The organism is Aurantivibrio infirmus (assembly GCF_054767315.1).
The window spans coordinates 391,093-412,857 of sequence record NZ_BAAFSK010000001.1 but is presented as its reverse complement, the minus strand read 5'-3'; the positions used below and the strand labels follow the sequence as shown (position 1 = coordinate 412,857).

The 21,765-nt window shown below is 42.0% G+C and carries 29 protein-coding genes; 28 read left to right on the top strand and 1 reads right to left on the bottom strand.

Annotated elements, in window-relative coordinates; all coding sequences use genetic code 11:
• Positions 1 to 19: 19 nt before the first annotated feature.
• From ACYUCY_RS02005 to ppa, 6 genes are all read left to right on the top strand, one after another.
• Entirely contained in the window at positions 20 to 157 is a 138-nt protein-coding gene (locus ACYUCY_RS02005) for a hypothetical protein (protein WP_460224768.1), read from the top strand.
• Between the two features lie 149 nt (positions 158 to 306).
• Entirely contained in the window at positions 307 to 522 is a 216-nt protein-coding gene (gene rpsU / locus ACYUCY_RS02000) for a 30S ribosomal protein S21 (RefSeq protein ID WP_460224767.1), read from the top strand.
• Between the two features lie 159 nt (positions 523 to 681).
• Positions 682 to 1,134 (top strand): GatB/YqeY domain-containing protein, encoded by a 453-nt coding sequence (locus tag ACYUCY_RS01995; RefSeq protein WP_460224766.1) that lies wholly within the window; start codon positions 682 to 684, stop codon positions 1,132 to 1,134.
• A gap of 77 nt (positions 1,135 to 1,211) precedes the next feature.
• Positions 1,212 to 1,619, top strand: a complete 408-nt coding sequence (locus ACYUCY_RS01990) for a GNAT family N-acetyltransferase (protein ID WP_460224765.1) — start codon at positions 1,212 to 1,214, stop codon at positions 1,617 to 1,619.
• A gap of 63 nt (positions 1,620 to 1,682) precedes the next feature.
• Positions 1,683 to 3,653 (top strand): DNA primase, encoded by a 1,971-nt coding sequence (gene dnaG, locus ACYUCY_RS01985; protein ID WP_460224764.1) that lies wholly within the window; start codon positions 1,683 to 1,685, stop codon positions 3,651 to 3,653.
• Positions 3,654 to 3,946: 293 nt separating this feature from the next.
• Positions 3,947 to 4,495, top strand: a complete 549-nt coding sequence (gene ppa, locus ACYUCY_RS01980) for an inorganic diphosphatase (RefSeq protein WP_460224763.1) — start codon at positions 3,947 to 3,949, stop codon at positions 4,493 to 4,495.
• A 128-nt stretch (positions 4,496 to 4,623) separates the two neighbouring features.
• Here ppa and ACYUCY_RS01975 read toward each other — a convergent pair whose 3' ends face one another.
• Entirely contained in the window at positions 4,624 to 6,852 is a 2,229-nt protein-coding gene (locus ACYUCY_RS01975; RefSeq protein ID WP_460224762.1) for a PQQ-dependent sugar dehydrogenase, read from the bottom strand.
• A gap of 546 nt (positions 6,853 to 7,398) precedes the next feature.
• Here ACYUCY_RS01975 and ACYUCY_RS01970 point away from each other — a divergent pair.
• The 22 genes from ACYUCY_RS01970 (at position 7,399) to ACYUCY_RS01865 (ending at position 21,678) form a co-directional block, all read left to right on the top strand.
• A complete protein-coding gene (locus tag ACYUCY_RS01970; RefSeq protein ID WP_460224761.1) occupies positions 7,399 to 7,758 on the top strand; it encodes a hypothetical protein in 360 nt (119 codons plus the stop codon).
• 113 nt (positions 7,759 to 7,871) lie between these two features.
• Positions 7,872 to 8,207: a hypothetical protein gene (locus ACYUCY_RS01965; protein ID WP_460224760.1), complete on the top strand. Its 336-nt coding sequence runs from the start codon at positions 7,872 to 7,874 to the stop codon at positions 8,205 to 8,207.
• Between the two features lie 123 nt (positions 8,208 to 8,330).
• The gene (locus tag ACYUCY_RS01960) at positions 8,331 to 8,729 is read left to right on the top strand and encodes a hypothetical protein (RefSeq protein ID WP_460224759.1); all 399 of its coding nucleotides are present in this window, start codon (positions 8,331 to 8,333) and stop codon (positions 8,727 to 8,729) included.
• A gap of 95 nt (positions 8,730 to 8,824) precedes the next feature.
• On the top strand, positions 8,825 to 9,139 hold the full coding sequence (locus ACYUCY_RS01955; protein ID WP_460224758.1) for a hypothetical protein: 315 nt from the start codon (positions 8,825 to 8,827) through the stop codon (positions 9,137 to 9,139).
• 96 nt (positions 9,140 to 9,235) lie between these two features.
• Positions 9,236 to 9,583, top strand: coding sequence for a hypothetical protein (locus ACYUCY_RS01950; RefSeq protein WP_460224757.1), 348 nt, complete (start codon positions 9,236 to 9,238; stop codon positions 9,581 to 9,583).
• A gap of 106 nt (positions 9,584 to 9,689) precedes the next feature.
• The gene (locus ACYUCY_RS01945) at positions 9,690 to 10,271 is read left to right on the top strand and encodes a hypothetical protein (protein ID WP_460224756.1); all 582 of its coding nucleotides are present in this window, start codon (positions 9,690 to 9,692) and stop codon (positions 10,269 to 10,271) included.
• A gap of 85 nt (positions 10,272 to 10,356) precedes the next feature.
• Positions 10,357 to 10,689, top strand: a complete 333-nt coding sequence (locus tag ACYUCY_RS01940; RefSeq protein ID WP_460224755.1) for a hypothetical protein — start codon at positions 10,357 to 10,359, stop codon at positions 10,687 to 10,689.
• Between the two features lie 98 nt (positions 10,690 to 10,787).
• Positions 10,788 to 11,180, top strand: coding sequence for a hypothetical protein (locus ACYUCY_RS01935; RefSeq protein ID WP_460224754.1), 393 nt, complete (start codon positions 10,788 to 10,790; stop codon positions 11,178 to 11,180).
• Positions 11,181 to 11,677: 497 nt separating this feature from the next.
• A complete protein-coding gene (locus ACYUCY_RS01930) occupies positions 11,678 to 12,115 on the top strand; it encodes a hypothetical protein (protein WP_460224753.1) in 438 nt (145 codons plus the stop codon).
• A 111-nt stretch (positions 12,116 to 12,226) separates the two neighbouring features.
• Positions 12,227 to 12,586 (top strand): DMP19 family protein, encoded by a 360-nt coding sequence (locus ACYUCY_RS01925; protein ID WP_460224752.1) that lies wholly within the window; start codon positions 12,227 to 12,229, stop codon positions 12,584 to 12,586.
• A gap of 71 nt (positions 12,587 to 12,657) precedes the next feature.
• The gene (locus tag ACYUCY_RS01920) at positions 12,658 to 13,014 is read left to right on the top strand and encodes an ankyrin repeat domain-containing protein (RefSeq protein WP_460224751.1); all 357 of its coding nucleotides are present in this window, start codon (positions 12,658 to 12,660) and stop codon (positions 13,012 to 13,014) included.
• Positions 13,015 to 13,507: 493 nt separating this feature from the next.
• Positions 13,508 to 14,065, top strand: a complete 558-nt coding sequence (locus ACYUCY_RS01915) for a hypothetical protein (RefSeq protein ID WP_460224750.1) — start codon at positions 13,508 to 13,510, stop codon at positions 14,063 to 14,065.
• Positions 14,066 to 14,369: 304 nt separating this feature from the next.
• Complete coding sequence (locus tag ACYUCY_RS01910; RefSeq protein ID WP_460224749.1) at positions 14,370 to 14,546, top strand: hypothetical protein; 177 nt, start codon at positions 14,370 to 14,372, stop codon at positions 14,544 to 14,546.
• 35 nt (positions 14,547 to 14,581) lie between these two features.
• Entirely contained in the window at positions 14,582 to 14,932 is a 351-nt protein-coding gene (locus ACYUCY_RS01905; protein WP_460224748.1) for a hypothetical protein, read from the top strand.
• Between the two features lie 71 nt (positions 14,933 to 15,003).
• Positions 15,004 to 15,276, top strand: coding sequence for a hypothetical protein (locus tag ACYUCY_RS01900; RefSeq protein ID WP_460224747.1), 273 nt, complete (start codon positions 15,004 to 15,006; stop codon positions 15,274 to 15,276).
• A 63-nt stretch (positions 15,277 to 15,339) separates the two neighbouring features.
• Positions 15,340 to 15,801, top strand: a complete 462-nt coding sequence (locus ACYUCY_RS01895) for a hypothetical protein (RefSeq protein WP_460224746.1) — start codon at positions 15,340 to 15,342, stop codon at positions 15,799 to 15,801.
• A gap of 118 nt (positions 15,802 to 15,919) precedes the next feature.
• The gene (locus ACYUCY_RS01890) at positions 15,920 to 16,624 is read left to right on the top strand and encodes a hypothetical protein (protein ID WP_460224745.1); all 705 of its coding nucleotides are present in this window, start codon (positions 15,920 to 15,922) and stop codon (positions 16,622 to 16,624) included.
• 120 nt (positions 16,625 to 16,744) lie between these two features.
• Positions 16,745 to 17,287, top strand: a complete 543-nt coding sequence (locus ACYUCY_RS01885) for a hypothetical protein (RefSeq protein WP_460224744.1) — start codon at positions 16,745 to 16,747, stop codon at positions 17,285 to 17,287.
• A gap of 111 nt (positions 17,288 to 17,398) precedes the next feature.
• Positions 17,399 to 18,073, top strand: coding sequence for an ankyrin repeat domain-containing protein (locus ACYUCY_RS01880; protein WP_460224743.1), 675 nt, complete (start codon positions 17,399 to 17,401; stop codon positions 18,071 to 18,073).
• A gap of 340 nt (positions 18,074 to 18,413) precedes the next feature.
• Positions 18,414 to 19,322, top strand: a complete 909-nt coding sequence (locus tag ACYUCY_RS01875) for an acyl-CoA thioester hydrolase/BAAT C-terminal domain-containing protein (protein WP_460224742.1) — start codon at positions 18,414 to 18,416, stop codon at positions 19,320 to 19,322.
• 184 nt (positions 19,323 to 19,506) lie between these two features.
• Entirely contained in the window at positions 19,507 to 20,091 is a 585-nt protein-coding gene (locus ACYUCY_RS01870) for a L,D-transpeptidase family protein (RefSeq protein WP_460224741.1), read from the top strand.
• A gap of 57 nt (positions 20,092 to 20,148) precedes the next feature.
• On the top strand, positions 20,149 to 21,678 hold the full coding sequence (locus ACYUCY_RS01865) for an amidohydrolase family protein (RefSeq protein ID WP_460224740.1): 1,530 nt from the start codon (positions 20,149 to 20,151) through the stop codon (positions 21,676 to 21,678).
• The last annotated feature ends 87 nt before the right edge of the window (positions 21,679 to 21,765 follow it).

The window sequence follows — 21,765 nt, the reverse complement described above, 5'->3', positions numbered from 1 at the left end:
GGGAGGCGAAAAAGCAGGCATGATAATCAGCCTCCCTCCGCATTACCACGCTAATCCGCACTTCTCCGTTGATTTTATTGGCAAGCCCTTTGGTTTGACGAACTACGCTGAGCTCGCCAGGCTAGACGGCACTTTTAACAACCATCAAATTGCCTAGCAACGACTAGACTTAATTAGTTGAACTTAGGGCTGGAAGTGTTTATCATCTGCGCCCCTCACCAGAGGTAGGCCTGCTATTGACGTAGCGTATATGAGCTGCAAGATTCGAAAGGCCCCGAATATAGAATTGACCCAACAGGAAGAGCTATGCCTTCAGTAAAGCTGAAAGAAAACGAACCATTTGATATCGCATTACGTCGCTTTAAGCGCTCATGTGAAAAAGCCGGTGTCCTCGCAGAAGTTCGCCGCAGAGAATTCTACGAGAAGCCTACTTCGGTTCGTAAGCGCAAAGCCGCTGCCGCTGTTAAGCGTCACGCTAAAAAAGTACAGCGCGAGTCTCGCAAATTCCAGCGCATGTATTAATAGCCCTCGGCTAGTTATATGTGCTTTGCCTAGATTGATTTAGCAACCTAGGCACACGCTAGAGATCCTACGAATCCGAGCCCATGCTCGGATTTTTTGTTTCCGAATCTCACATTTTTGAACCAACACCACAATAACGACTACAAAAGAGGAAATCCCATGGCCGACCATCCCCTCAAAGCCTCACTCACCGAAGCAATGAAAACAGCCATGCGTGCCAAAGACAAAGAGCGCCTCGGCGTTATCCGTTTGATGCTTGCCGAATGTAAGCGAATCGAAGTTGATGAGCGAATTGAGCTCCCCGATGAGCGCGTACTCGCCATCTTAGACAAGATGCTAAAACAGCGAAGAGATTCAGTAACCCAATACGAAGCGGCGGGCCGACAAGAATTAGCGGATCAAGAACACTTCGAAATTGGCGTAATTCAAGAATTTTTACCCGCGGCACTTTCGGAACAAGAGCTGGCAGAATTAGTCACAAAAGCGATCGCGGATAGCGGGGCTGAAAGCGCCCGCGACATGGGCAAAGTGATGGCGATCATCAAACCGCAAGTACAAGGTCGAGCGGATGTAGGTGCGGTGAGTCAGCTGGTAAAAGCGAAATTGAGTTAATTTATCTAATCATCAACGATTAGCGCTTCTGGGGTTCTCAGATGATTTTGAGTACAGATATAAAACATGCGTACTCAATGTTTAAGAACATCCCGGAATTCTCAAACTACCTCAGCCTTGAGAAAATGTTATCTCGAATAGGAGAAGCAAATTATCTATCACTTGTTTTTCTTGTTGATAACCAACCCGTTGCTTTTAAACTGGGTTATGAAATTGATAACAATGAATTTTATAGTTGGCTGGGCGGTGTCATACCAGAACACCGAGCTCGAGGCATCGCCAAGCAACTGATGTTCAAACAAGAAGCGTGGGTTGCCGAGAACGGGTATAACAAATTAAGTGTTAAATCTATGAACAAATTCCCGGCGATGATGTGTATGCTTATTGCGAACGGGTATCTCATAGAAAGCATCGAGCCCGATAATTCTGTTAATGAATCAAAAATTCTTTTTTCCAAGAAAATTGGACGAAGTCTTAACTCATAAAACTGGCGAAAGCTCTATCCACATTTAACTTTTTTCTCGCCAATCAAATCGGAGACACATAGCGTGCCCATTCCACAACCCTTCATTGACGATTTGCTTGATCGCGTCGATATTGTCGAGTTGGTTGATGGCCGGGTAAAGCTAAAAAAGAGCGGTAAAAACTACAGCGCTTGTTGTCCATTTCACGACGAGAAAACTCCCTCCTTTACTGTTAGCCAAGACAAGCAGTTTTATTATTGTTTCGGTTGCGGCGCTAGTGGTAACGCCATTGGCTTTTTAATGAATTATGATCGCTTCGGATTTCGCGAAGCGGTTGAACAGTTGGCGAAGCTTTGTGGTCTCGACTTACCAGATGAAGAACGCAATCGCTCTCCCGAACAAATTGCCAAAGAGCAAGATCGTAAAACCATTTATTCTTTGCTCGAAGCCGCAGCAACATTTTACAAACAACAATTGCGCAGTCATCCCAACAAACATAAAGCTGTCGGCTACTTGCAAAACCGTGGACTTAGCGGTGAAATCGCACGAGATTTTTGTTTAGGTTATGCCCCACCCGGATGGGATAACTTATTACAAGCACTAGGACAAAATCCAGAAGACCAACGCTTACTCATCGACGGCGGCATGTTAATTAACCGTGAAGAAGATCATAAACTGTATGATCGTTTTCGTGATCGAATTATTTTCCCCATTCACGATATCCGTGGCCGCGTTATAGGCTTTGGTGGGCGCGTCCTCAGCGACGAAAAACCCAAATATTTAAACTCACCCGAATCTCCTGTTTTCCACAAAGGTGAAGAACTTTACGGCTTATATGAAGCGCGACAACGCAATTCCCAGTTAAAAAATCTTCTCGTTGTTGAAGGTTATATGGATGTCGTTGCCCTCGCTCAATTCGGTATCGACAATGCCGTCGCCACTTTAGGCACCGCATGCCGCGAAGATCACCTCATTAAAGCGTTTAAATATGCGGGAGAAATCGTGTTTTGTTTCGATGGCGATAATGCGGGAAGAATGGCCGCACGCAGAGCATTAGAAGCTAGCATCCCAGTAATGACCGATGGTCGCCAAGTAAAATTTTTATTTTTGCCGGAAGGTGAAGATCCCGATACCTTGGTCAGACAGATTGGTGCAAAAAAATTCAACAATCTAATTGACCATGCTCTTCCTTTAGAAAGTTTTTTCTTCGATGCATTAACCGAAGACTTAGACCCACAATCCATGGAAGGACGAGCACGGCTTAGTAAACTCGCAGCACCTTGGTTAAACAAATTACCCAAAGGCGTATATCGCGAACTTATGTTTGACCAACTAGCGAAGCGTACCGGTTTAGAAAAAAATGTCTTAGTCGAACTAGTTGAAGAAGTTCCCATTCAAACACTTGCACCGGAAACCGAAAGCCAAGACGACAATAAAGTTGATTCGCAAGAACCGCCACCGGAAGATTACGAAAGCTATTATGAAACCCATGGATTCGAAGACAGCCAACCCATTCAACGTAAGGCGCAAAAATTTTCTGCGTCAAAAATCAAATTACCGCCGCAGCGCTTACTCGCCTTGCTATTACTACATAACCCGGGATTGGCGAAGCTTGTTGAAGAGCTTGAGAAAATCGAAGTTATTATTGCGGCAGACCAATCGCAAGACAATAACTCCTCATCAGCGCCTTCGGAAAAAGACTTAGTCCTTTTTGTGGAGCTGGTAAAACTTTTACAACAACGACCAAAATTTACCACAGGGCAAATTATCGGCCACCTGCAGGGTACCTATGGCGACGAACACACGGCATTTCTTAATGAATTAAACGAACAAGGGGCGGTCATTCGCAGCGCACAACTAAAACCAGACTACGATGCCAGCAAAGAATTTTTAGACGCGTTGAAAAAAATAACTAGGCAATTTGAACAACGTGATCATACAAATTTTCTAGATGAAATTAAGAAAAAACCTTTCGCTGAACTCAACGAAGAAGAAAAACTACGTTATAAACAAGCATTGCTGGAGCAAGCGACGCTAAAAGATTCTTCTAAGTAACTTTCACTTCAATCTTCGAGAACGCGCCACTGGCGTTTACCCACCATCTATCATCGCTTGCCGTAATACACGGAATAATTGCAGTGAATAATGCCCCCAGACAAGCCGCAACGGTATAAACAGCTCAGGCACTAACGCTTATCGGAATAGATCGACTACTCACTTTTGCAATACATCCCAATACCTTTAAGTTTCATCGTGATTCGCTGCATTTTTGTCCGATAGCTATGCTAGAATGCGCGCCCTTTTCAAGGTAAATCCTTTACAGCAAACCCCAGAAGACGAGTAACATCATGGCCTTACATTCAGTACCCGCTGGAAAAAATCTCCCAGACGAAATCAATGTCATTATCGAAATTCCGCTTAATGGCGAACCTATTAAGTACGAAGTGGATAAAGACAGCGGTGCGATTTTTGTCGACCGCATGTTAGGCACCTCGATGCACTACCCCTGTAATTACGGTTATGTCCCGCACACACTTTGCGGAGATGGCGACCCTGTTGATGTACTGGTTATTATGCCCTTGGCCTTGATACCCGGTTCAGTGATTCGCTGCCGCCCTATCGGCGTATTGAAAATGACAGATGAAAGCGGCGAAGATGCAAAAATTGTCGCCGTACCCATCGACAAAGTAACGACTTTGTATCGTGATATCGAATCAGTAAGAGATTTGCCCTCTATTACACTAAACCAGATCGCTCATTTCTTTGAGCACTACAAGGATTTAGAAGAAGGTAAATGGGTGAAAATCGAAGGTTGGGACGGCCCCGTTACCGCACGAGAGGAAATTCTCGAATCAGAAAAGCGTTATCAAGATATTCCAGATAAACCAAATTTTTAAACGCGTAAAATACAAAGTCTCAAACGAAAAAACGCCAATCATTGGCGTTTTTTTATTCCTGCTTATTATCCCTACCTATCATCGATACTTTTTGAGCTGCCAAAAAGTCTAAAAATTTATGTTCTGATTTAGGGACAAATCGCCACCGACACAATCCAATCGCTTATTAACATCACCGCGTTCGCATCAACCACATCACTCGCCAAAGGCGGCATTCGCGTTCCATCGAGACGAGACATACGCTCAAGCAAAATTGATAAATTTGGATTCCCTGGCTCGAACAAACTCGCACCAGTGATTCCCAAATCGTCAACCGGTGCCACACTACATATATTCATATTTTGTAAACTTGTTTCAAAACGTAAATCCATTGCACTAGCACCAGTTCCGCCTGGCTGATGACATTGGGAACAATTGCTATGTAAATAACTTTTCGCACGCTGCTCTATAGTCGCACTCGTATCATCAAGTGCGAAATACTCTTGATCTAACAATGCTGCATCTGGTGACGCTGAAAAATATCCGATAGCGTCCAAAGTATCAATTTGATTTGCAGTGCGTTGCGTTGCCGAATACGTGATTGGATGATTTAACTGCAAAACCTCGGGGCCAAGCGCGAAATCTTTTATCGTCGTATGACATTGGCGACATTCAGACGCGCTGGGGTAATGCCATTGTAAACCTGCCATCATTTTATCTTTGGCAGAATTTAGCAGCGTTGCATCCGTTTGCGCATTATCCCATTCGTAACTGTAGCCAGCCCAACCCGTTGCGTGATGCATCAACAAGCGGGTCTCAATAAAAATATTATTATTAATAAAATGTTTTGCCAAAACTGTTCCCACAGGAAATTGGAAATCACCGCTAGCATCGGTACTGATTGTCGTGCCATCTGGGATCGCCATAAACCGCTGCTTATCAGCGCCATCGGACCATAAGGGTGCAATGACTTCGTAAGGAATCAAACCGGAAGCGGGAACACTCGGATTAACCGCGTCAAAACACCCCGTCGCAGACAGCTGGCTGGCAACATTCAAGGTAACCGCTCCGCCACTCGTATCCGGTACAACTTTTAAAATACTTTGACCTGCTGAAGAGTTTAAGGTGATGACGTATACCTCGCCTTGATCATCGTTGGCGAAGGCAACAATATTCCCAGGCGTGGTCGTTATTAAATTTCGAACGAAACCGCCACTGCTATTTTTTAAGGTCCAAATATTTCTTGAATTAAAATCACCAAAAATATATGCGCCGTTCAAAGCAGGAATCGTTGCCCCTCGATAAACAACACCGCCGGTAACTGAGGTGCCCTCACTGCGCGGATAATCATTCACCGGCAAATCAAAATCATTCGGATTACAGCCTGCGTTTCCCGGCCCACAAATAAAACCTTCCGTTAAAGGCCAGCCATAGTTTCCGCCAATCGATACTTGGTTCACCTCCTCTCGCGTAGATTGGCCAACGTCGCCCATCCACAAAACACCGGTTTGTGAATCAAAACTCCAGCGAAATGGATTTCTAAAACCGTAGGCAAATATTTCTTCCGCATCACCATTTACATTTCCCGCGAAAGGATTTGTAGGAGGAATCGTGTAATACGGCGGCATAGTCGCTACCGGATTTACATCGACACGCAACATTGCGCCATAAAAGTTATTGGTGTCCTGAGATTCCGTTCTTTGGCTACCACCATCGCCAAAACCAATATAAAGAAGACCATCATTGGGGCCAAAGTTTATTGCACCGCCGTTATGATTCCCCGCTGGTTGTGTGAGTTGCAATATTTCTTGTTCTGAATTTGGATCGATCAAACCATTATTAGCCATTTGAAATCTGGAAATGATCGAGCGATTTGGCCCAGCCGAGGTATAGGAAAGATACAAGATATTATTGCTGGCAAATTGCGGATGAAAAGCTAAACCTAGCAAGCCACCCTCAGAACCAAGATCGCTCACTTGGGTAGAAATATTTAACACTTCAGTAACAGAAGAGACGTTAGGGCTATTCGCAAAACGTAAAATCCGCCCCTCACGCAAAATGACGTAAAAATTATTACTATCCCCGGGCGCCTGAAACAAACCCAAAGGAAAACCTAAACTAGGCAAATTCGGGAACGCCGCTTGTAATTCAAAATCCGCCGAGCCCGTTGTTGGATTATCCGGTGCCAAACAAGTCGTATTGCTCGGGCGCGCGTCCAAACCGAGATTATTTCCTCCGGGAGGTGGTGGCGGTGTTGTTACAACAGGATCAGGATCATCACCGCTACTGCCGCCACCACAAGCTTGAAGCAAAAAAGTGCTCAGCAAAAAAGCCGCCATCGTTCGCGAGGCAACCATTTGTTTTAAGAACAGATTCATATCGTTCACGCGCCCTTTAAATATTCACATGTATCAATAGATACATAAATTTACCCGCGAGGTTAACACACCTAGACAAGAGAATTTTCTACACTCGTCACGAAAATCTATCCACTTTTTCCCGCCACACTTTCGCCTCTAGCATTTCGCCCTGCAGTAAGCTCGGCAACGAAAAGTAAGCAACGCCTATCGAAAAATACCGTCGGCCTGATCAAAAATCGTTTGGTGGGAATACCCAAAACACTCTACCCATGCAAAGGGATCGTCTATCTCAAACCCTTGTTCAGTCGCCCCATTCCTAGTATCTCGGTTTTTAACGATAAGCAATTGATTATTATGAATAAATAAATTATTGCCTCATTCCACATATCTAAAATATGTTGATGGGCTTCTTGTATTTCCCGAGTGGAATTTCCGCAAACTCACCCCAAGCGTTTGAATTTAAAAAAATAATTAGCTTTTCATAAAACTGCTTGAGCAGAAATACTCACCATGTAAATATAAGAAACTTTCAAATGATTAAAACTGTTAGTTGTACTATCAAGCATGGAACAAGAACAAATAAAATCACATGTAGCTAACTTCGAGAAACTTCTTTCAGGTGAAAAGATCGATGTTTACGAAAATGGAATTAGTTTTTTCTTCGAATATGCTTGCGGATCGCTTTTTAAAGATTTGAGGGATCGCGATATTTGGTATGACGGAATCACGGAACCGTCTATCCGCAAGCGCAAAACTAAACAATTAGAATTCACAGGAAAAATATGGCTTGCAAAGGGCGGTAACGAACAATGGCTAGAGCCTTTTCGAGCACTAGTCACAGATAAGCGTGCTACTAAACAAGGCATATGGCTTTCCGTAGATGTCGGCGAGTATCATGCCGAAGGTGACATATGCAGTCTTTAATAAGTAAACAACTAACAAGTAAAGCCACAGGAAAATTTAATGTTTCGCTTTCGCTACACATTAATTTTCCTGTGCTTTAGGCGTTAGGCATATATCAGGAGTCAACTCTTAAAATGAGCATGTCGGTATATTATAAATTTGAGCTCTCTCAAGAAATTGAAGAAGAATTTAGGGAGCATTACCGCTCAGAATGGGATAATGAATTTAATGGAAAGCCGTATGAGAGCTGGTATTGGGATAAACCAAAAATAGAAAACAATAAATATAGTTACGAAGGCGCAGTTAAAATGCCGCCAAAAATGGACGCTGCATGGGAAGCTATACAGGTTGCAGTTGCACTTCTGACTTTAGTGCGGAGAAGGTACGGCGGCTCAAACTGGCAAGTCTCTCTTGACGACCATGAGTTTCAGTGGATTGAAAGCGAGGAAGCTTTTGATCCTACGCAATAAAAAGGCTATAAAAAATGCCTAACAAAAACATCATGTCGCCGCTAAAAAGCGCGGCTGGGACCTCCGTAAATTATGGCCTTGAAAAACAGGCCATAATTTACTCCGGCCCCATATGTTGGCGTTATGTTTGATATGAAATGTCCTCAATGCCAAACGATTCCAGAATCGCTGAAAGTAAAATTACTTTCAGACCGTTTCAATCCAGCTTTTTGTCAAGGCTGCGGAGCTAAGTATTATGTAAGCAGAGCCTTGTCTGGATTCGTTTTTCACGGGATCGTAGGTTCTGGAATAATTTTTATACTTTTACTCTTAGGCTTTTCTGAGCTTCGGTGGCTTGGGCTAGCCTTGGTGCTAGTGGGGGTCGTATTAGCTTGGGTTGTATCGGCAATGATTGAATCCAAATTTTTTGATTCAAAAATATTGACGAAAGAAATGCAAGCTAAAGACCGGAGATTTCAAAATTGGCTTAGAATCATTGTTCTTTCAATAATTATTGCATTGTCTGTCATGGTTTTAATTTAACTAAAAACATAACAAGGCGGTGTTGTATGCCGCTAAACGCGGCGGGACGCTCCTGGCGTCGCGCCCCAAACCTTGGCGTTATGCATAAATAGAGAATGATGCGAGTATTTAAAGAAAAAGATATTGAATTTACCAACCCTGTTATTTTAACGGTAGCTTCGGAAGATTATTCTATGCCCGTTGCAGTTGGGTTGCTCGCATGGCTTGAAAGTAATGCAGCAGAGATTAAGGATTCGAGCTGGACTTCCAAAGATTATGGTAATTTGGTTGAAAAAGGTATTGAAGTAGAGTTTGAGAATGTTACTTTTTCAGTATCGTGTAGCTACCAGCACGTCTATTTTGAGCGTACCGGTGGTAACAAAACTAATTTTTGGGGGCTGTGCAAATTATTCTGCGAAACAGAATTGTAAAAATGCATAACAAAGCCATCAAAAACCGGCCGCAAAAGGCGCGGCCTAGGACGCTCCTGGTGTCGCGCCTTTTATGGCGGCGTTAGGTGCACATAAGTGCTAAAGAAAATAATAATCTTTGCATCAATAATCATAATCACATGTGTCATCGCGCTGGCGGTTTTAATTCAGCCTTACATTGCCACACCAAAGGTAAGAATTGAAAATATCTCTGGCGAACCTGTGCAAGTTACAGCAAAGTGGAGAGATAAAGAAAAGTTAGTGGGTGAAATTAAGTCTGGTGGTATTGTCATGTTTGAAGTGAATGATGAAGCGGCAATGTCATTTAATATCGCTTACAATGATGGCACCGTTGAAACTACCCAAGGTGTTTATTTTACATCTGGCACAAAAATATATGTGCAAATAAATAGCAGTGGAGTTGAAGTAAGTGTCGGCACCTAACAAGTTACTGTTGTCGCCACTGCGTGGCTGGGACAGCTTACACGTCGCTTCGCTATGTTCCAGCTGCCCCAAAGTAAAGCGTTAACCCCAAAAAGGAGATCGTACTTTGCCCCAAGAATTTTGGCGGTGGTTCGAAAATAATATAGATACGCTTAATAATTTCGAGCCAGGAATGGAAGATGTACTTGACTCAGTTAGTGGGGCTTTGAATTCATACAATCCCAACTTGGCATTTGAGATATCGCAACCTACTAATGGAGTACGTGAATTTGTTATAAGCGCCGAAGGTGTAATTGACGAATTCAAATCTGTTATCGACTTGTATGAAGCGAGGCCGGAATTAGATGGATGGGAAATAATAGCTTTTCGTCCGCGTATGCCTTTAGAGTATTCCATTGATTTTAACGGCTTGAAGCTTCATCCAGATGATTTATGGATATATTGGAGAGAAGATGACGGTAATTTCGACTTAATAGTATACTTTCCGACTTATGATGAAGAACAAAAAAATACCTTCGTTGAGGCTGCCTATATTCTTCTTGATATGGCGATTGGCGAATACTATGTTGCGGCAGGTATTCGGTATATTGACCATCAGAAAGTACCAGAAAATCCTGAAGAGCATGGTTTGTTACCATTTAAATCACTGCCGGAAATATTTTTTGAATACATTGATAGAAAGGGTTAACAAAGCCATCAAAAACCGGCCGCAAAAAACGCGGCCTACGACGCCTGAAAAGCGGCGCGTTTTATGGCGGCGTTATGTGTAAATTATGAAATTTAAAATTGATTCTCACTCATATCTTGCAAAGCAAGAAGTTTTCACAGGTGAAATGATCGCTCGCATAGCAGATCATCTAGAAAATGCTGGCATTAAAGACACGCAGCTTAAAGGATTGACTGGTAAAATCGCTTTTGAAATCGCGACCATGATTGACGATACGGCAGGTCTGGAATTTGATGGTGTTGAAGCAAACCCATACTTAACCTTTGTTTCCGAAAATGACAACGATGAAATTATTCACCTGGGTGGTAATTCTTACTGTCACGAGCTGGTATATGGAATTCTAAATGCAATGTTTTCAAATCAGGATAAAAACACATAACAAATTTAGCCACCGCGAAAACCAGTCGTTTCGCTTTCGCTACACAACTGTTTTCGCGTGCTAAAGGCGTTAGCTTTCCAGCGGTTTAAGTAGGAAATATGAAGAATGTAGATCTTGAATATGAATCTTCGTATTACTTAAGGCAATACGAATCCAATGAGCTAAAAATTTCCGAAACAGCTGAAGAGCCGTATGCATATATGGCATTTGGTGAAGGTGATAGCGGCTTCGATATATATCTTCCACTATCGAACGGTAAGGTATCTGTCCAACATATGGAGGCAGCTAAATTCGTATTATCACAAGTAGTTGAAATGGATCAGGTAGCTAAAGCGGTGCCTAGTGAAGAACCTGTATATCAGCGTCTTATTTTCATACAAATAGGCGAGGAAATTGAGTTTCGCTACGCATCAGTGGATGTTAATGCAACTTGGAGTGCCTTTTGGGTTACTAATCAAAACGGCAATTGGGAATTTGATGGGCTGGGCTAGTCCAAAAGCTAACAAGTCAAAGCACGCGGACTTGGTAAAGCTGTCACCTTTTTCGCTTGCGCAAAAAAGCCGCCAACTTCACCAAGCCGTTGTTTGAGGCGTTACGTGTATTAAAAATCATAATTTAGTGTCGCCGCAAAAAACAAATGTGCATTCTTTAAGTTACAAAGGATGCTAGAGGGTGCGGTAGTAACTCAAACCCTGTCGCAGGGTAGAGAAGCCACGGAGCAAGGTTAAAAATTTCATTCTATAAGTATCGTAGTTAGCGGCTCAGTAAATTTCATCGCAAGTACTTTTTGCAGCAACAACGTTCTAATCGGTAGCTTGCTAAAGTAAAACAATCGCGGTAGTTTCAAGTTTTTTATTTGTACGTATCGGCAGTAACGGTGCCTTAAATGAAATACAAACTAAGTACACGTAACAAGGCGGTGTTGTATGCCGCTAAACGCGGCGGGACGCTCCTGGCGTCGCGCCCCAAACCTTGGCGTTAGGTATATATGAGCCAAGTAGTTGTAGCAACGCATGATTACGGACACGGTGGTGTTGGAATGTTAGTGCGTTGTGAAAACCCAGATGAATTAGCGTTCGCTCTAGGGGCATCTTGGAAAGTTGTTTCAGAAAAGGTTAAAGAAAATGCGTACTACAAACATGCAGTCGCGAATGGTGAAGTGATATATGATTTTTCTAACCCAGACGGGCTTTTAGCAAGAATGCTAAAAATATCTCTTAGCCAGTCTCAAGGCAAAAAAGCATTTCCCATCCGGGTTGGTAGCAATGGGAATTATGCTTCCCGCTATGTCTGGGCTAGATCAGCGGAAGAAATTAAAAGTAAATTTCCCAGCTGTGAATTTTTGTATGGTCAAGTATTAACTGAGCCGTTAAGAGAAAGCGATATTGATGTTCCTGACGACTTTATAGATAAATATGGTAAATAAAATACCTAACAAAGTGGTCAAGTTCACTCCGGCCGCCAAAAACGCGGCCTGCGCGGGACACGCTACACGTTGTTTCGCGTGCCCCTTACCACGGCGTTACATGTACTAAGTATGGATAATCGCATTGACGAAGTATTTGACGAAATAGTCAAGAATGGTTTCGACCCAAATTCTGCGACTGAATTCGAAAAAACTATAGTCATGGTGGTATCTGCTCAGGGAATTATTGATAACGGGGGATTTCAGTATTTTTTCGAGAATACATTCGAAGGGAACCCAAGTTTACAAGATTTCGTTGTCGCCTATCGGGAAATAGGAATGTTAGATTGCGCCGTAGCATTTAAGAAGGCAATAGCAAAAAATTTGTCGAAACTAACTGACTTTGAAGAACTAGATAACGTGATGTATAAAAATAGCAATAAAGTTTTCCAGGAATTGAGTTGTTATATTCAAAATCATAAAAACATGTAACAAGCGTAGGCACCGGGAAAACTTTTCCGCTACGCTACAAATTTTCCCGTGCTACGGGCGTTATGTTTCTTATGAGTAAAACTATTCTGCCAGTTATAGCGTTGTCCGTATTTTTATATGGGTGTGGGGCTGATGACACAGATGATCGTATGAATTTGGCAATCTATAGTGGTGATGGAAATCTCGAAGGCGTCCAAAAATATATGCCCAAAGTAAGTACTTTGAATTATGTCAGCCTAAAAGGTTCAACACCGTTACACTCAGCAGCACACAATGGCCATCTTGAGATGGTTAAAATTTTAATTAGTAACGGCGCTTCTTGTGATTACGAAAATAGTGAAGGTAAAACTGCGCTTGTCGTAGCTATTGAACAAAAACAAAGTAAAGTGCAGCGGTATTTACAAACTATAAACGGGTGTTCAATTTAGTGAAACATAACAAGGTAGTGTTGTTCGCCTTCGGCTGGGACAACCATTCCGTTGCACTACATGGTTGCCCCAAACTACGGCGTTAAGTGGAAAACATGAGAAGGGATTTTGAAGTTATCTGGAAAAATTGGTTAAAAAAAGCAATTTTGCCAAATTTTATAATGATAATTGTGCTTGTAGTAATAGATTTTCTGTTTCCCGAGAATCAGTTACTTTTTTTGATTGGTATAGTCGTATTTATTATTTCTGTACTTTGGTCTACATATTTCACAAACAAATATTACTTATGTCCAAAATGCGGAAAAATTCCATACATCGATAACTTTGGTCGTATTGCTCTTTATCCAAAACAATGCAGACACTGTGATGAAAAACTACTTGGTAAATAAGTCACTTAACAAGGCGGTGTTGTATGCCGCTAAACGCGGCGGGACGCTCCTGGCGTCGCGCCCCAAACCTTGGCGTTAAATTGCACTAGAAATATCGAGGTTAAATGGACGTTCTTACTTTTATATCGGAACTAATCAAAGCTGCGGCCTGGCCAGCTACGGCTATTGTCCTCGTTGTTTTGCTCCGAAAACCAATCGTTGAACTTATACCTTTGCTACGCAAGTTGAAATATAAGGAACTTGAGCTTGAATTTGCTCAAGAGGTGTCTGAACTAAAGGCTGAAGTTGAGGCAATAGCAAAGGAGAAGGGGGAAGAGGCACCATCTATCGCTTCTGCGTCCTCTAACCTTTTAAATCTAGTTGCCTTTTCAACTCGTGCAGCAATCATGGAAGCTTGGCTAGAAGTCGAGTCTGCAAGTGTAGCTGTAGCGAGTTCATTCTGGGGGCAATCTCCAAATGAAACCTTCAGAAATATGCCAAGACTTGGAGAATACTTGCTTCAGTGTAAAGTAATTGATGAAAAGCAGCTTTCTGTTTTCAATAAGTTGAGGCAGCTAAGAAATAAAGCCGCACATGCACAGGAATTGGATCTTAGCGAAAACGACGCGAGGTCTTATGTTCAACTTGCTTCTGATCTCGCAAAACACATTAGAGAGGCTTAGTGCAGGTGCAATTTAACAAGCGGCAGCAATCGCTCCCTATGGTCGCTGGGACAGCCAAAACGCTGCGCTTATTTGTCTGCCCCTGTGCCGGGCGTTATAGCTGCTCATGAAAAAATACGTTCCCATATTTATTTGCATTTGGTTAGGACTGGTTTCTTGTTCGTCCTATAGAAATGTGAGGATTGTTGATGCTGCAGTAAATAACGAGCCTTTGGAATGTCAGTTTTTAGGGGAGGTTAGTATTCGTCAGGGATGCAACTCGTTTGAGGATATAGTAAATCAACTATCCAAGGATACACACAGATTGGATGGTAATATTCTTCAGTGCTGTTGGGAAGAAGACTACATTTCGGGGCATGGCACAGATACTCGAACCGGCCGTACTTGCGGCATTGGTGCACTTGTCTCTGGTCACGCTTATTTTTGTGAAGAAAGCTATAACAAACCGCTCAAAAACGACGCTGAAAAGCGCGCGTTTTAGCGGGGCGTTATTACACAAATTCGCGAAAATATAGAATGCCTATCGTAGCTATTAAAACAGAAAGTGATGAATTGCTAGCATTCCTGCTTCTAAATAACGAGAAATATATTGAAGAAGGAAAATCAGACTGCATTATTATGACTGCTCCCCAATCAACTGAAGTGATGTATTCAAAGCTGGGGGACTTTATATACGGACATAGAGCCACTGAGACTATTGCTGATGTCATAAAATGTGAAGATGAAATTACGATTAAACTTAAATACGAATCTGGTTTCAATGTAGTGTTCGAATTGCCTTTAGACAATATCGGAAAATTCACTGCAACGTCGCCAGAAGGTATTGTTACAGAAGGCAAGTGTGAGATTCCACCCCCAAAAAGTTAACAAAGCCACCAAAGGCGCATTAGTTGCAAAAAACGCAACTAATGCGGCCGTTATGAGTAAAAAGGAAAAGATTGAAAAACGACGAAATGAATGACATAGCCTACGATTTCGATGATGATAAAGACCAGAGTGAAAAGTTAAGCTTTATCTTAAACGAAGCTTGTCATGTTTTTCGTCACCATGTAGATGGAAATTGGAAAGAAATATACAAGCCAAAATATGCAAATATGCTCGCAGAACATATCTCAAAAAAACCATCATTAATAAAAAAGCTTTTAAAGTTAAAAGACTCAGTAGTAAGTAATGTCACGTATGCAGCTATTGAAATTACCAAAAACTCATAACAAAGCAATCTTGTTTGCCTCGAAAAGACGCGGCGGGACGCTCTTGGCGTTAGCTATATAAATATGGATTTAGATATCGATACAGGAACAATGGGAATCTTTAGTATCGGCGAAGAATCAGATATACCTGATAGATACTTAAAGGGTCCAGGTTATATCATCTCAATTCGAGATAATCTCGTTAAGAGCATTTCGATTTTTTTTACAGGAATCATGGAAAGCGATGAAGTTGACTTACGAGTAGCAAATAAAACACATAAGTATGTTTCTGACACCCCCCGAATAATATTTCAGGACAAATTAATAAAGAATGGAAAGAGCGTAGAAATAAACTCAGCAACATTTCCTGAAGATATTTCAAAGATTTTTGAAACCCCATGTGATTTCTGGGACGATGGCTCCGGTATCGGAATGACTTTTGTTTCACGAGGGATGGAAATTGAATTTAGCTGGCGTTGGACTAGTGGTGATCGTAAGCAACTCGACTACATGTTTATTGAAAGTGTCTCGAGCAAACATAGCTAACAAACACAGGTACAATCGCCCGCAAAAAGAGCGGGCTGGACTCGCTATCGCTCGCCTGTGCTTTGGGCGTTAGTTTTGTTGCGTAGCAATCGAAATTGAGAGCTATAGGAAGAAGGAAATGAACAGTTTTATAATCAAAATAGGCATAGTTATATATTCGCTTGCTATAGCAAACCTAATCTTTGCAAATGAAAACGCTGTATCACCAGCTAGATTTTTTGAAAACGGTGAAGAATTACTATCAAAAATGGATTTCCCAGAAGATAGTTTTGACGGCACTGTTATTGTACGAGGTGCCGCAGACATATCGAGAGGGGGCAGATCTACAACTTTAGTGTTTTATTCAGACTCAAATAATAGAGGCATTTTTAAACCATACGAAAACGCAATTAGGAAGGCCTTTGGCCGAAGACTCAAGGTAGCTCCGGCAATCGTAAATGGAAAGAAAAAACGAGTTTGGTTTAACTTTTCTGTTGTATTTGAAAACAACCAAGGATCAAAATCCATAAGTATTCATCAAAACTTACTTTATAACACAGACAGTTACGGAAGAAATTATATAGATCCACAAAGATATGATTTTGAGCCATTTCCCGATAACTGTCGAAGAAAAAGTTTTAGAGAGCCAGCTATGGTTTGGGCGGCTGCAAATATTGATGAATACGGTAACCCGACAGCTCCGAGGATTGTTGCCGGAGAAGCTTCCGATAGCTGCAAGAGAACGTTGATTGAATTATTGTTAAATAGCTCGTTTATACCAGCAATGCACGGAGACAAATTTGTTAGCGCTAATTATGTTGAGGCTTGGTTCACTTCATACTAATCCGACTTGGAGACAAAAGCTAACAAGGTCATAAGCTCAGACATTTTAAAGCATGGTTTCGCTTCGCTGCGCCATCATTTAAAATTTTGGTTATTACGGCGTTAGCTTTATTGGGGAAATATGAGTACTGAATCAATATACAATGAACCACAGAGTCGCTTAGATAACTTAAATGAATTTACGTGGTCTGGTGAAACAATAAGAATTCAAAGCCCTGGAAAACTTCCAAAGGTATGTGTAGGTTGTGGCACAACAGAAGGCCTCAACAACATTAATGGCACATTATCTTATGTGAGTCCGGTAATATTCTTATGGCTCTTATTAAGCCCTATTGCTCTTATAATTGCGCATTTCCTGACTCGAAAAAAAGCCTCAATTGAGTACAGCCAATGTGGGGCCTGCACCAGGAAATCTAAATTATGGGGCAACGTGTCTATTGTATTTTGGCTAGTATTTGTAATTGCAATACTTGTACGTATTTTCGTGGGCAAACAACTATTAGGGGTTCAAGTTGCAATTATTTTAGGTGCGCCAATATTGGCTTTATTTGCAACAGCAATGAAAGATACTCAGCTGTCTGTGAAGCAGTTTACTGAGCCACATTTTTATATAAAAGGCTTCAACAAAAAATTCAAAGAAAAGCTAACAAAGCCAGCAACCTGAAACAGCAAGTAATAGCCTTGAAAAGCAGGCCATTAAGCGCTTGCCAGCGCCCACTAATTACGGCGCTACGACCCTGTAATTACCTATAAATATAGTTACACAAGGAAATTTATGAAAAATTTATTCATATCAACAGCAATCATTTTTATTGCTCTTATATGCCAATCTTGCAGTACAGCTAAAACTAATAATACCCAACATGATATTGATCGTAAGCTATTGTCTATCGCGGCAACGGCGGGGGCTAATATAGATGATATTGAAAAATTACTTATTGAAAATGCAAACCCAAACTATGAAACATCCGAGAAATTAACACCACTTCTATCAGCAGTTCATGTAGGAAACTTAGATGTCGTTGAGCTGCTAGTAAAACATGGTGCCAATATTGAGCACGCAACCACCAGTGGAGTAACCCCCCTATCAGCTGCAGTTATGTCGGACAGATTAGATATTCTACAATATCTATTAGAAAATAACGCCAATCCTAGTCATTATGTAGAACCAACATTATCTCCCATCTATACAGCTGTTTTAGATGAGAACATAAAGGCACTAGAACTGTTATTAAACTATGGAGCAGATCCTAATGTATCAATAACGCTCAACAACAGCATCTCCGATACTGCATTACACAAAGCAGTCTGGAATGAAAACATAGCGATTGTGGCTCTTCTGGTCAAAGCCGGAGCAAATAAGGAAATTAAAATAGCAGAGGGTTTATCGGCGTTAGACATTGCTATTTATAAAAAAAATACTGAAATAATTACTATTCTTAAGCCATAAAACATAACAAACCCAGAGGGAACAAAAACCCGTCGCCTCGCGCTGCTTTTTCGTCCCTTGCTAACGCTCAGTTTAAATCAAGGAATCAAATATGGCGATTGGATCAAAAAGACCACTAATACTACTATTCCTAATCCTTGCCGCGTTATTAAGTTATGCCATAGGCTTTGTAGTTGGCATATCTTTTTTTATCGCTGTTGGAGTTTTTTTCGAATTATCTTTTTGGGTTAACTACATTAAGAATAAATCTAAAAACAAGTAACTAAGAATATTACTGCTCCGTACTTTTTTCAACTTGCTCTGAATTACTCCTTATAAAAAATATAAAAAGGGTAAACATATGAGAATTTTATTCAAAACAATAAAATGGTTAATTCTTGCCTGCCTTGTTGTTATTGCATTGGCCGCTGCCTATACCGCGTATGTTATTTATTCCTTCGATACCGAAACGCTGCCGAAAAATCACGGGCGTGTTAACACTGAACTTTTTCTAGGTGAAGATGCTAACCAACCTTTAATAGTCGGTCTCGGTGGCTCTGAAGGTGGCAATGCATGGGCCAGCGATTATTGGAAGCCGCAGCGTGATCGTTTTATCGATCAAGGTTACGCGCTTTTAGCATTGGCTTACTTTGGTGAAGCAGGTGTACCTAAATCTCTCGATAGAATTTCGCTTAACGCAATACACGATGCAGTTTTAGAAGCCGCGAACGACCCTAAGATTAATCAACGTTGTATTGCCATCATGGGGGGCTCACGAGGGGCAGAGTTGGCGCTGTTACTTGCCAGCCACTTTCCGGAATTTAAAACGGTTATAGGCATAGTACCTGGCCATGCAGTGTTTACCGCTCAGACCACCGCGATGACGACTTCGGCTTTTAGCCTTAACGATGAACCCCTTCCCTTTGTGCCAGTACCCTGGAGTGCAACACCAGCGATTATTAAAGGCGATCTGCGAGCCGCTTGGGTTGAAATGCTGAAAGATAAAACAGCGGTTGCAGAAGCCGCTATTGCGGTTGAAAAAATAAACGGCCCTGTATTTCTTTTGTCGGGAACGCAGGACGAACTCTGGCCATCAAGCGAAATGTCTGAGCTTATGATGAAAAGATTGGCAGACAAAGACTTCCCTTATGTTTACGAACACACCGCAATTAACGGTGGACATACGGCACCTCAAAAACACATGAACTTAGTTGAAGATTTCTTACGGACACATTTTTATTCAGACAATGAAAGCAATTGTTCTCGATAGACATCTTCGCGGGTACAACAATTTCTTAAAGGTGCATATACTCGCGAAAAAAAGAAGCAAGCTTAAATATATCGCGGCTTTACTGTGCTCGTTGTTTTCATTTAACACCTTCGCGGTAGACATTCCTACGAGCGCGCGTGCGGAGCAATCCATCACTAAAGTCGAGTCGAGATTGCAGAGGGAAATGAAAGAAAAAGGACTTGAGTATGGTGCGCCGATATTTATTAGAATATTTAAAGATCCGGGCGTACTTGAACTCTGGGTTGAGTCCGCAGACGGTGATTTTTTACATTTTAAAAGTTATGACATATGTACATTCTCAGGAGACTTGGGGCCAAAACGTAGGCAAGGCGATAATCAAAGTCCCGAAGGGTTTTATTTTGTCAATGCGGGTCGGCTAAATCCCTGGAGCCAGTTTCACCTTTCTTTTAATTTGGGCTACCCCAATCAATACGACCGTCATCATAATCGTACTGGCAGCGCGTTAATGGTACATGGTAGCTGTGTTTCGATCGGTTGTTACGCGATGACTGATGACTATATTGAAGAAATTTATGCCCTCGCTGCCGCAGCGCTTCAATCAGGCCAAGCGTTTTTTCGAGTTCACGCGTTTCCTTTTAAACTTGAGCCAGAAATACTATCCACTTATAGTGCGCACCCATGGCATCCTTTTTGGTTAAACCTGAAAGAAGGCTACGATTATTTTAAAAAATACAATAGACCACCCAATGTCAACGTTGTTAACGGACAATATGTCTTTGGAGATTGACCAGGGTATCAGCAGTGGTACCTCGGCTAGATTTACATAGTGAAAGGATCAAGCGTTATGAATAACAAAAGGAAAACAAATGTTATCAATGTAATTTTTTTTGCATTTGTCTCCAGTTCACTGTTAATAGCATGCGAAGAATCCAAGTCCGATCCCATAACTCGAGCCGACTTAATTATTAAAAATGTTCGCATTGCTTCGGCAGAACAAAGCAAGGCGTCTATCCCATCTGACGTCGCAATTAAAAACGGAAAAATAATAGCTATTGAAAAAGCTGGCGAGAACATCCTTACTGAAAGCGACGAAGTAATAGACGGTAGTAATTATTTTCTTTCTCCTGGCTTAATTGATGGCCATACGCATTTGTATTCCATTCCCGGCATGCGAGCCGATCAAGAAGCGAAATTCCCCGAGATAGCACAAGCAGCACGAGAACAACTTCCCTTAAGTTATCTTTATTTTGGCTTTACCACCATTGTGGATTTAAATTCAAATAGTGCGCTTATTCAGCAATGGAACGAGGCGGCGTTAAGACCACAAGCTTATTTTTGCGGTGCTGCGCCAATCATTGACGGTTACCCAACAAATAATATTCCAAAGCCAATTCGATACGCCGTAACACCAAATTATTTGGTGGAAGACCCCGCGAGTTACCCTGACTTAGAAAACTTTGACCCCGAGGCACACACAGCCAAGTCAGTTGCTGAGAACATTGACGCTAGCGGCGCTATCTGCATAAAAACACATTACGAGTCCGGCTTTGGCGGTCGTGGTGATTTACCAATCCCCTCAATAACGCTGATTCAAAACTTGGTCGCCGAAGCTCATCTGAGAAAATTGCCAGTACTGCTGCACGCCAACTCTCAAGAGGCCCAACAGTTTGGGCTTGAAACCGGCGTCGATGCAATTGTTCACGGCATGTGGTCTTGGGCGGACAATACGGAAACAGAATTAACTCCTGGAGTTACTACTATTCTTGAAAATATTATTAACCAGAAAATAGGCTGGCAGCCTACGATACAGGTGCTCTACGGTGAACGAGACCTGCATGACCCTGACTATCTCGCGCAAGCAGAATTACAACACGCCCTGCCCCAAAACCTAATTGAATGGTACGGCAGTGATGAAGGTCGTTGGTTACAAAAGCGCGTGAGTGCGGCTCCTTATATCGCTCAGCACCTGCAGTCGGGCAATTGGCAAAGTATCGATGCGGACGCGATTCAGCGGGTTAAGGCGAGTTTATCTTTTATTGCTGAGCACGAAGGTTTATTGCTGTTTGGAAGTGATACACCTAGCGATGCAACTTACGCAAACCCTCCTGGCTTTAATGGCCACTTAGAGATACTGCGCTGGCAACAGTCCGGTGTATCCGCACAACAATTATTCGAAGCGGCGACGATTAACAATGCGAAATTTTTCGGGCTGGATGATCGTCTGGGAACGGTCGAAGTAGGGAAACAAGCCGACCTACTCTTACTCAGAAAAAACCCGTTATTGGATTATGACGCCTATGATGGTATCGAAGTTGTTATCGTTAACGGCAGGGCCCTAAGTCGAGAACAATTATCGGCGACCTATCGAAATTAGACACTTCGCGTTATCGCAGAAAATTAAACTGGCTCAACACTACTGACATAAACTGACATTATCGTGATATATCCTCTCCGAAATATT

Excerpts from the sequence above, each read along its gene's own strand:
- ACYUCY_RS02005 (WP_460224768.1), top strand. The coding sequence starts at position 20 with ATGATAATCAGCCTCCCTCCGCATTACCACGCTAATCCGCACTTCTCC.
- rpsU (WP_460224767.1), top strand. The coding sequence starts at position 307 with ATGCCTTCAGTAAAGCTGAAAGAAAACGAACCATTTGATATCGCATTA.
- ACYUCY_RS01995 (WP_460224766.1), top strand. The coding sequence starts at position 682 with ATGGCCGACCATCCCCTCAAAGCCTCACTCACCGAAGCAATGAAAACA.
- ACYUCY_RS01990 (WP_460224765.1), top strand. The coding sequence starts at position 1,212 with ATGTTTAAGAACATCCCGGAATTCTCAAACTACCTCAGCCTTGAGAAA.
- ppa (WP_460224763.1), top strand. The coding sequence starts at position 3,947 with ATGGCCTTACATTCAGTACCCGCTGGAAAAAATCTCCCAGACGAAATC.
- ACYUCY_RS01975 (WP_460224762.1), bottom strand. The coding sequence starts at position 6,852 with ATGAATCTGTTCTTAAAACAAATGGTTGCCTCGCGAACGATGGCGGCT.
- ACYUCY_RS01970 (WP_460224761.1), top strand. The coding sequence starts at position 7,399 with ATGGAACAAGAACAAATAAAATCACATGTAGCTAACTTCGAGAAACTT.
- ACYUCY_RS01965 (WP_460224760.1), top strand. The coding sequence starts at position 7,872 with ATGAGCATGTCGGTATATTATAAATTTGAGCTCTCTCAAGAAATTGAA.
- ACYUCY_RS01960 (WP_460224759.1), top strand. The coding sequence starts at position 8,331 with ATGTTTGATATGAAATGTCCTCAATGCCAAACGATTCCAGAATCGCTG.
- ACYUCY_RS01955 (WP_460224758.1), top strand. The coding sequence starts at position 8,825 with ATGATGCGAGTATTTAAAGAAAAAGATATTGAATTTACCAACCCTGTT.
- ACYUCY_RS01940 (WP_460224755.1), top strand. The coding sequence starts at position 10,357 with ATGAAATTTAAAATTGATTCTCACTCATATCTTGCAAAGCAAGAAGTT.
- ACYUCY_RS01935 (WP_460224754.1), top strand. The coding sequence starts at position 10,788 with ATGAAGAATGTAGATCTTGAATATGAATCTTCGTATTACTTAAGGCAA.
- ACYUCY_RS01930 (WP_460224753.1), top strand. The coding sequence starts at position 11,678 with ATGAGCCAAGTAGTTGTAGCAACGCATGATTACGGACACGGTGGTGTT.
- ACYUCY_RS01925 (WP_460224752.1), top strand. The coding sequence starts at position 12,227 with ATGGATAATCGCATTGACGAAGTATTTGACGAAATAGTCAAGAATGGT.
- ACYUCY_RS01920 (WP_460224751.1), top strand. The coding sequence starts at position 12,658 with ATGAGTAAAACTATTCTGCCAGTTATAGCGTTGTCCGTATTTTTATAT.
- ACYUCY_RS01915 (WP_460224750.1), top strand. The coding sequence starts at position 13,508 with ATGGACGTTCTTACTTTTATATCGGAACTAATCAAAGCTGCGGCCTGG.
- ACYUCY_RS01905 (WP_460224748.1), top strand. The coding sequence starts at position 14,582 with ATGCCTATCGTAGCTATTAAAACAGAAAGTGATGAATTGCTAGCATTC.
- ACYUCY_RS01895 (WP_460224746.1), top strand. The coding sequence starts at position 15,340 with ATGGATTTAGATATCGATACAGGAACAATGGGAATCTTTAGTATCGGC.
- ACYUCY_RS01890 (WP_460224745.1), top strand. The coding sequence starts at position 15,920 with ATGAACAGTTTTATAATCAAAATAGGCATAGTTATATATTCGCTTGCT.
- ACYUCY_RS01885 (WP_460224744.1), top strand. The coding sequence starts at position 16,745 with ATGAGTACTGAATCAATATACAATGAACCACAGAGTCGCTTAGATAAC.
- ACYUCY_RS01880 (WP_460224743.1), top strand. The coding sequence starts at position 17,399 with ATGAAAAATTTATTCATATCAACAGCAATCATTTTTATTGCTCTTATA.
- ACYUCY_RS01875 (WP_460224742.1), top strand. The coding sequence starts at position 18,414 with ATGAGAATTTTATTCAAAACAATAAAATGGTTAATTCTTGCCTGCCTT.
- ACYUCY_RS01870 (WP_460224741.1), top strand. The coding sequence starts at position 19,507 with ATGAAAGAAAAAGGACTTGAGTATGGTGCGCCGATATTTATTAGAATA.
- ACYUCY_RS01865 (WP_460224740.1), top strand. The coding sequence starts at position 20,149 with ATGAATAACAAAAGGAAAACAAATGTTATCAATGTAATTTTTTTTGCA.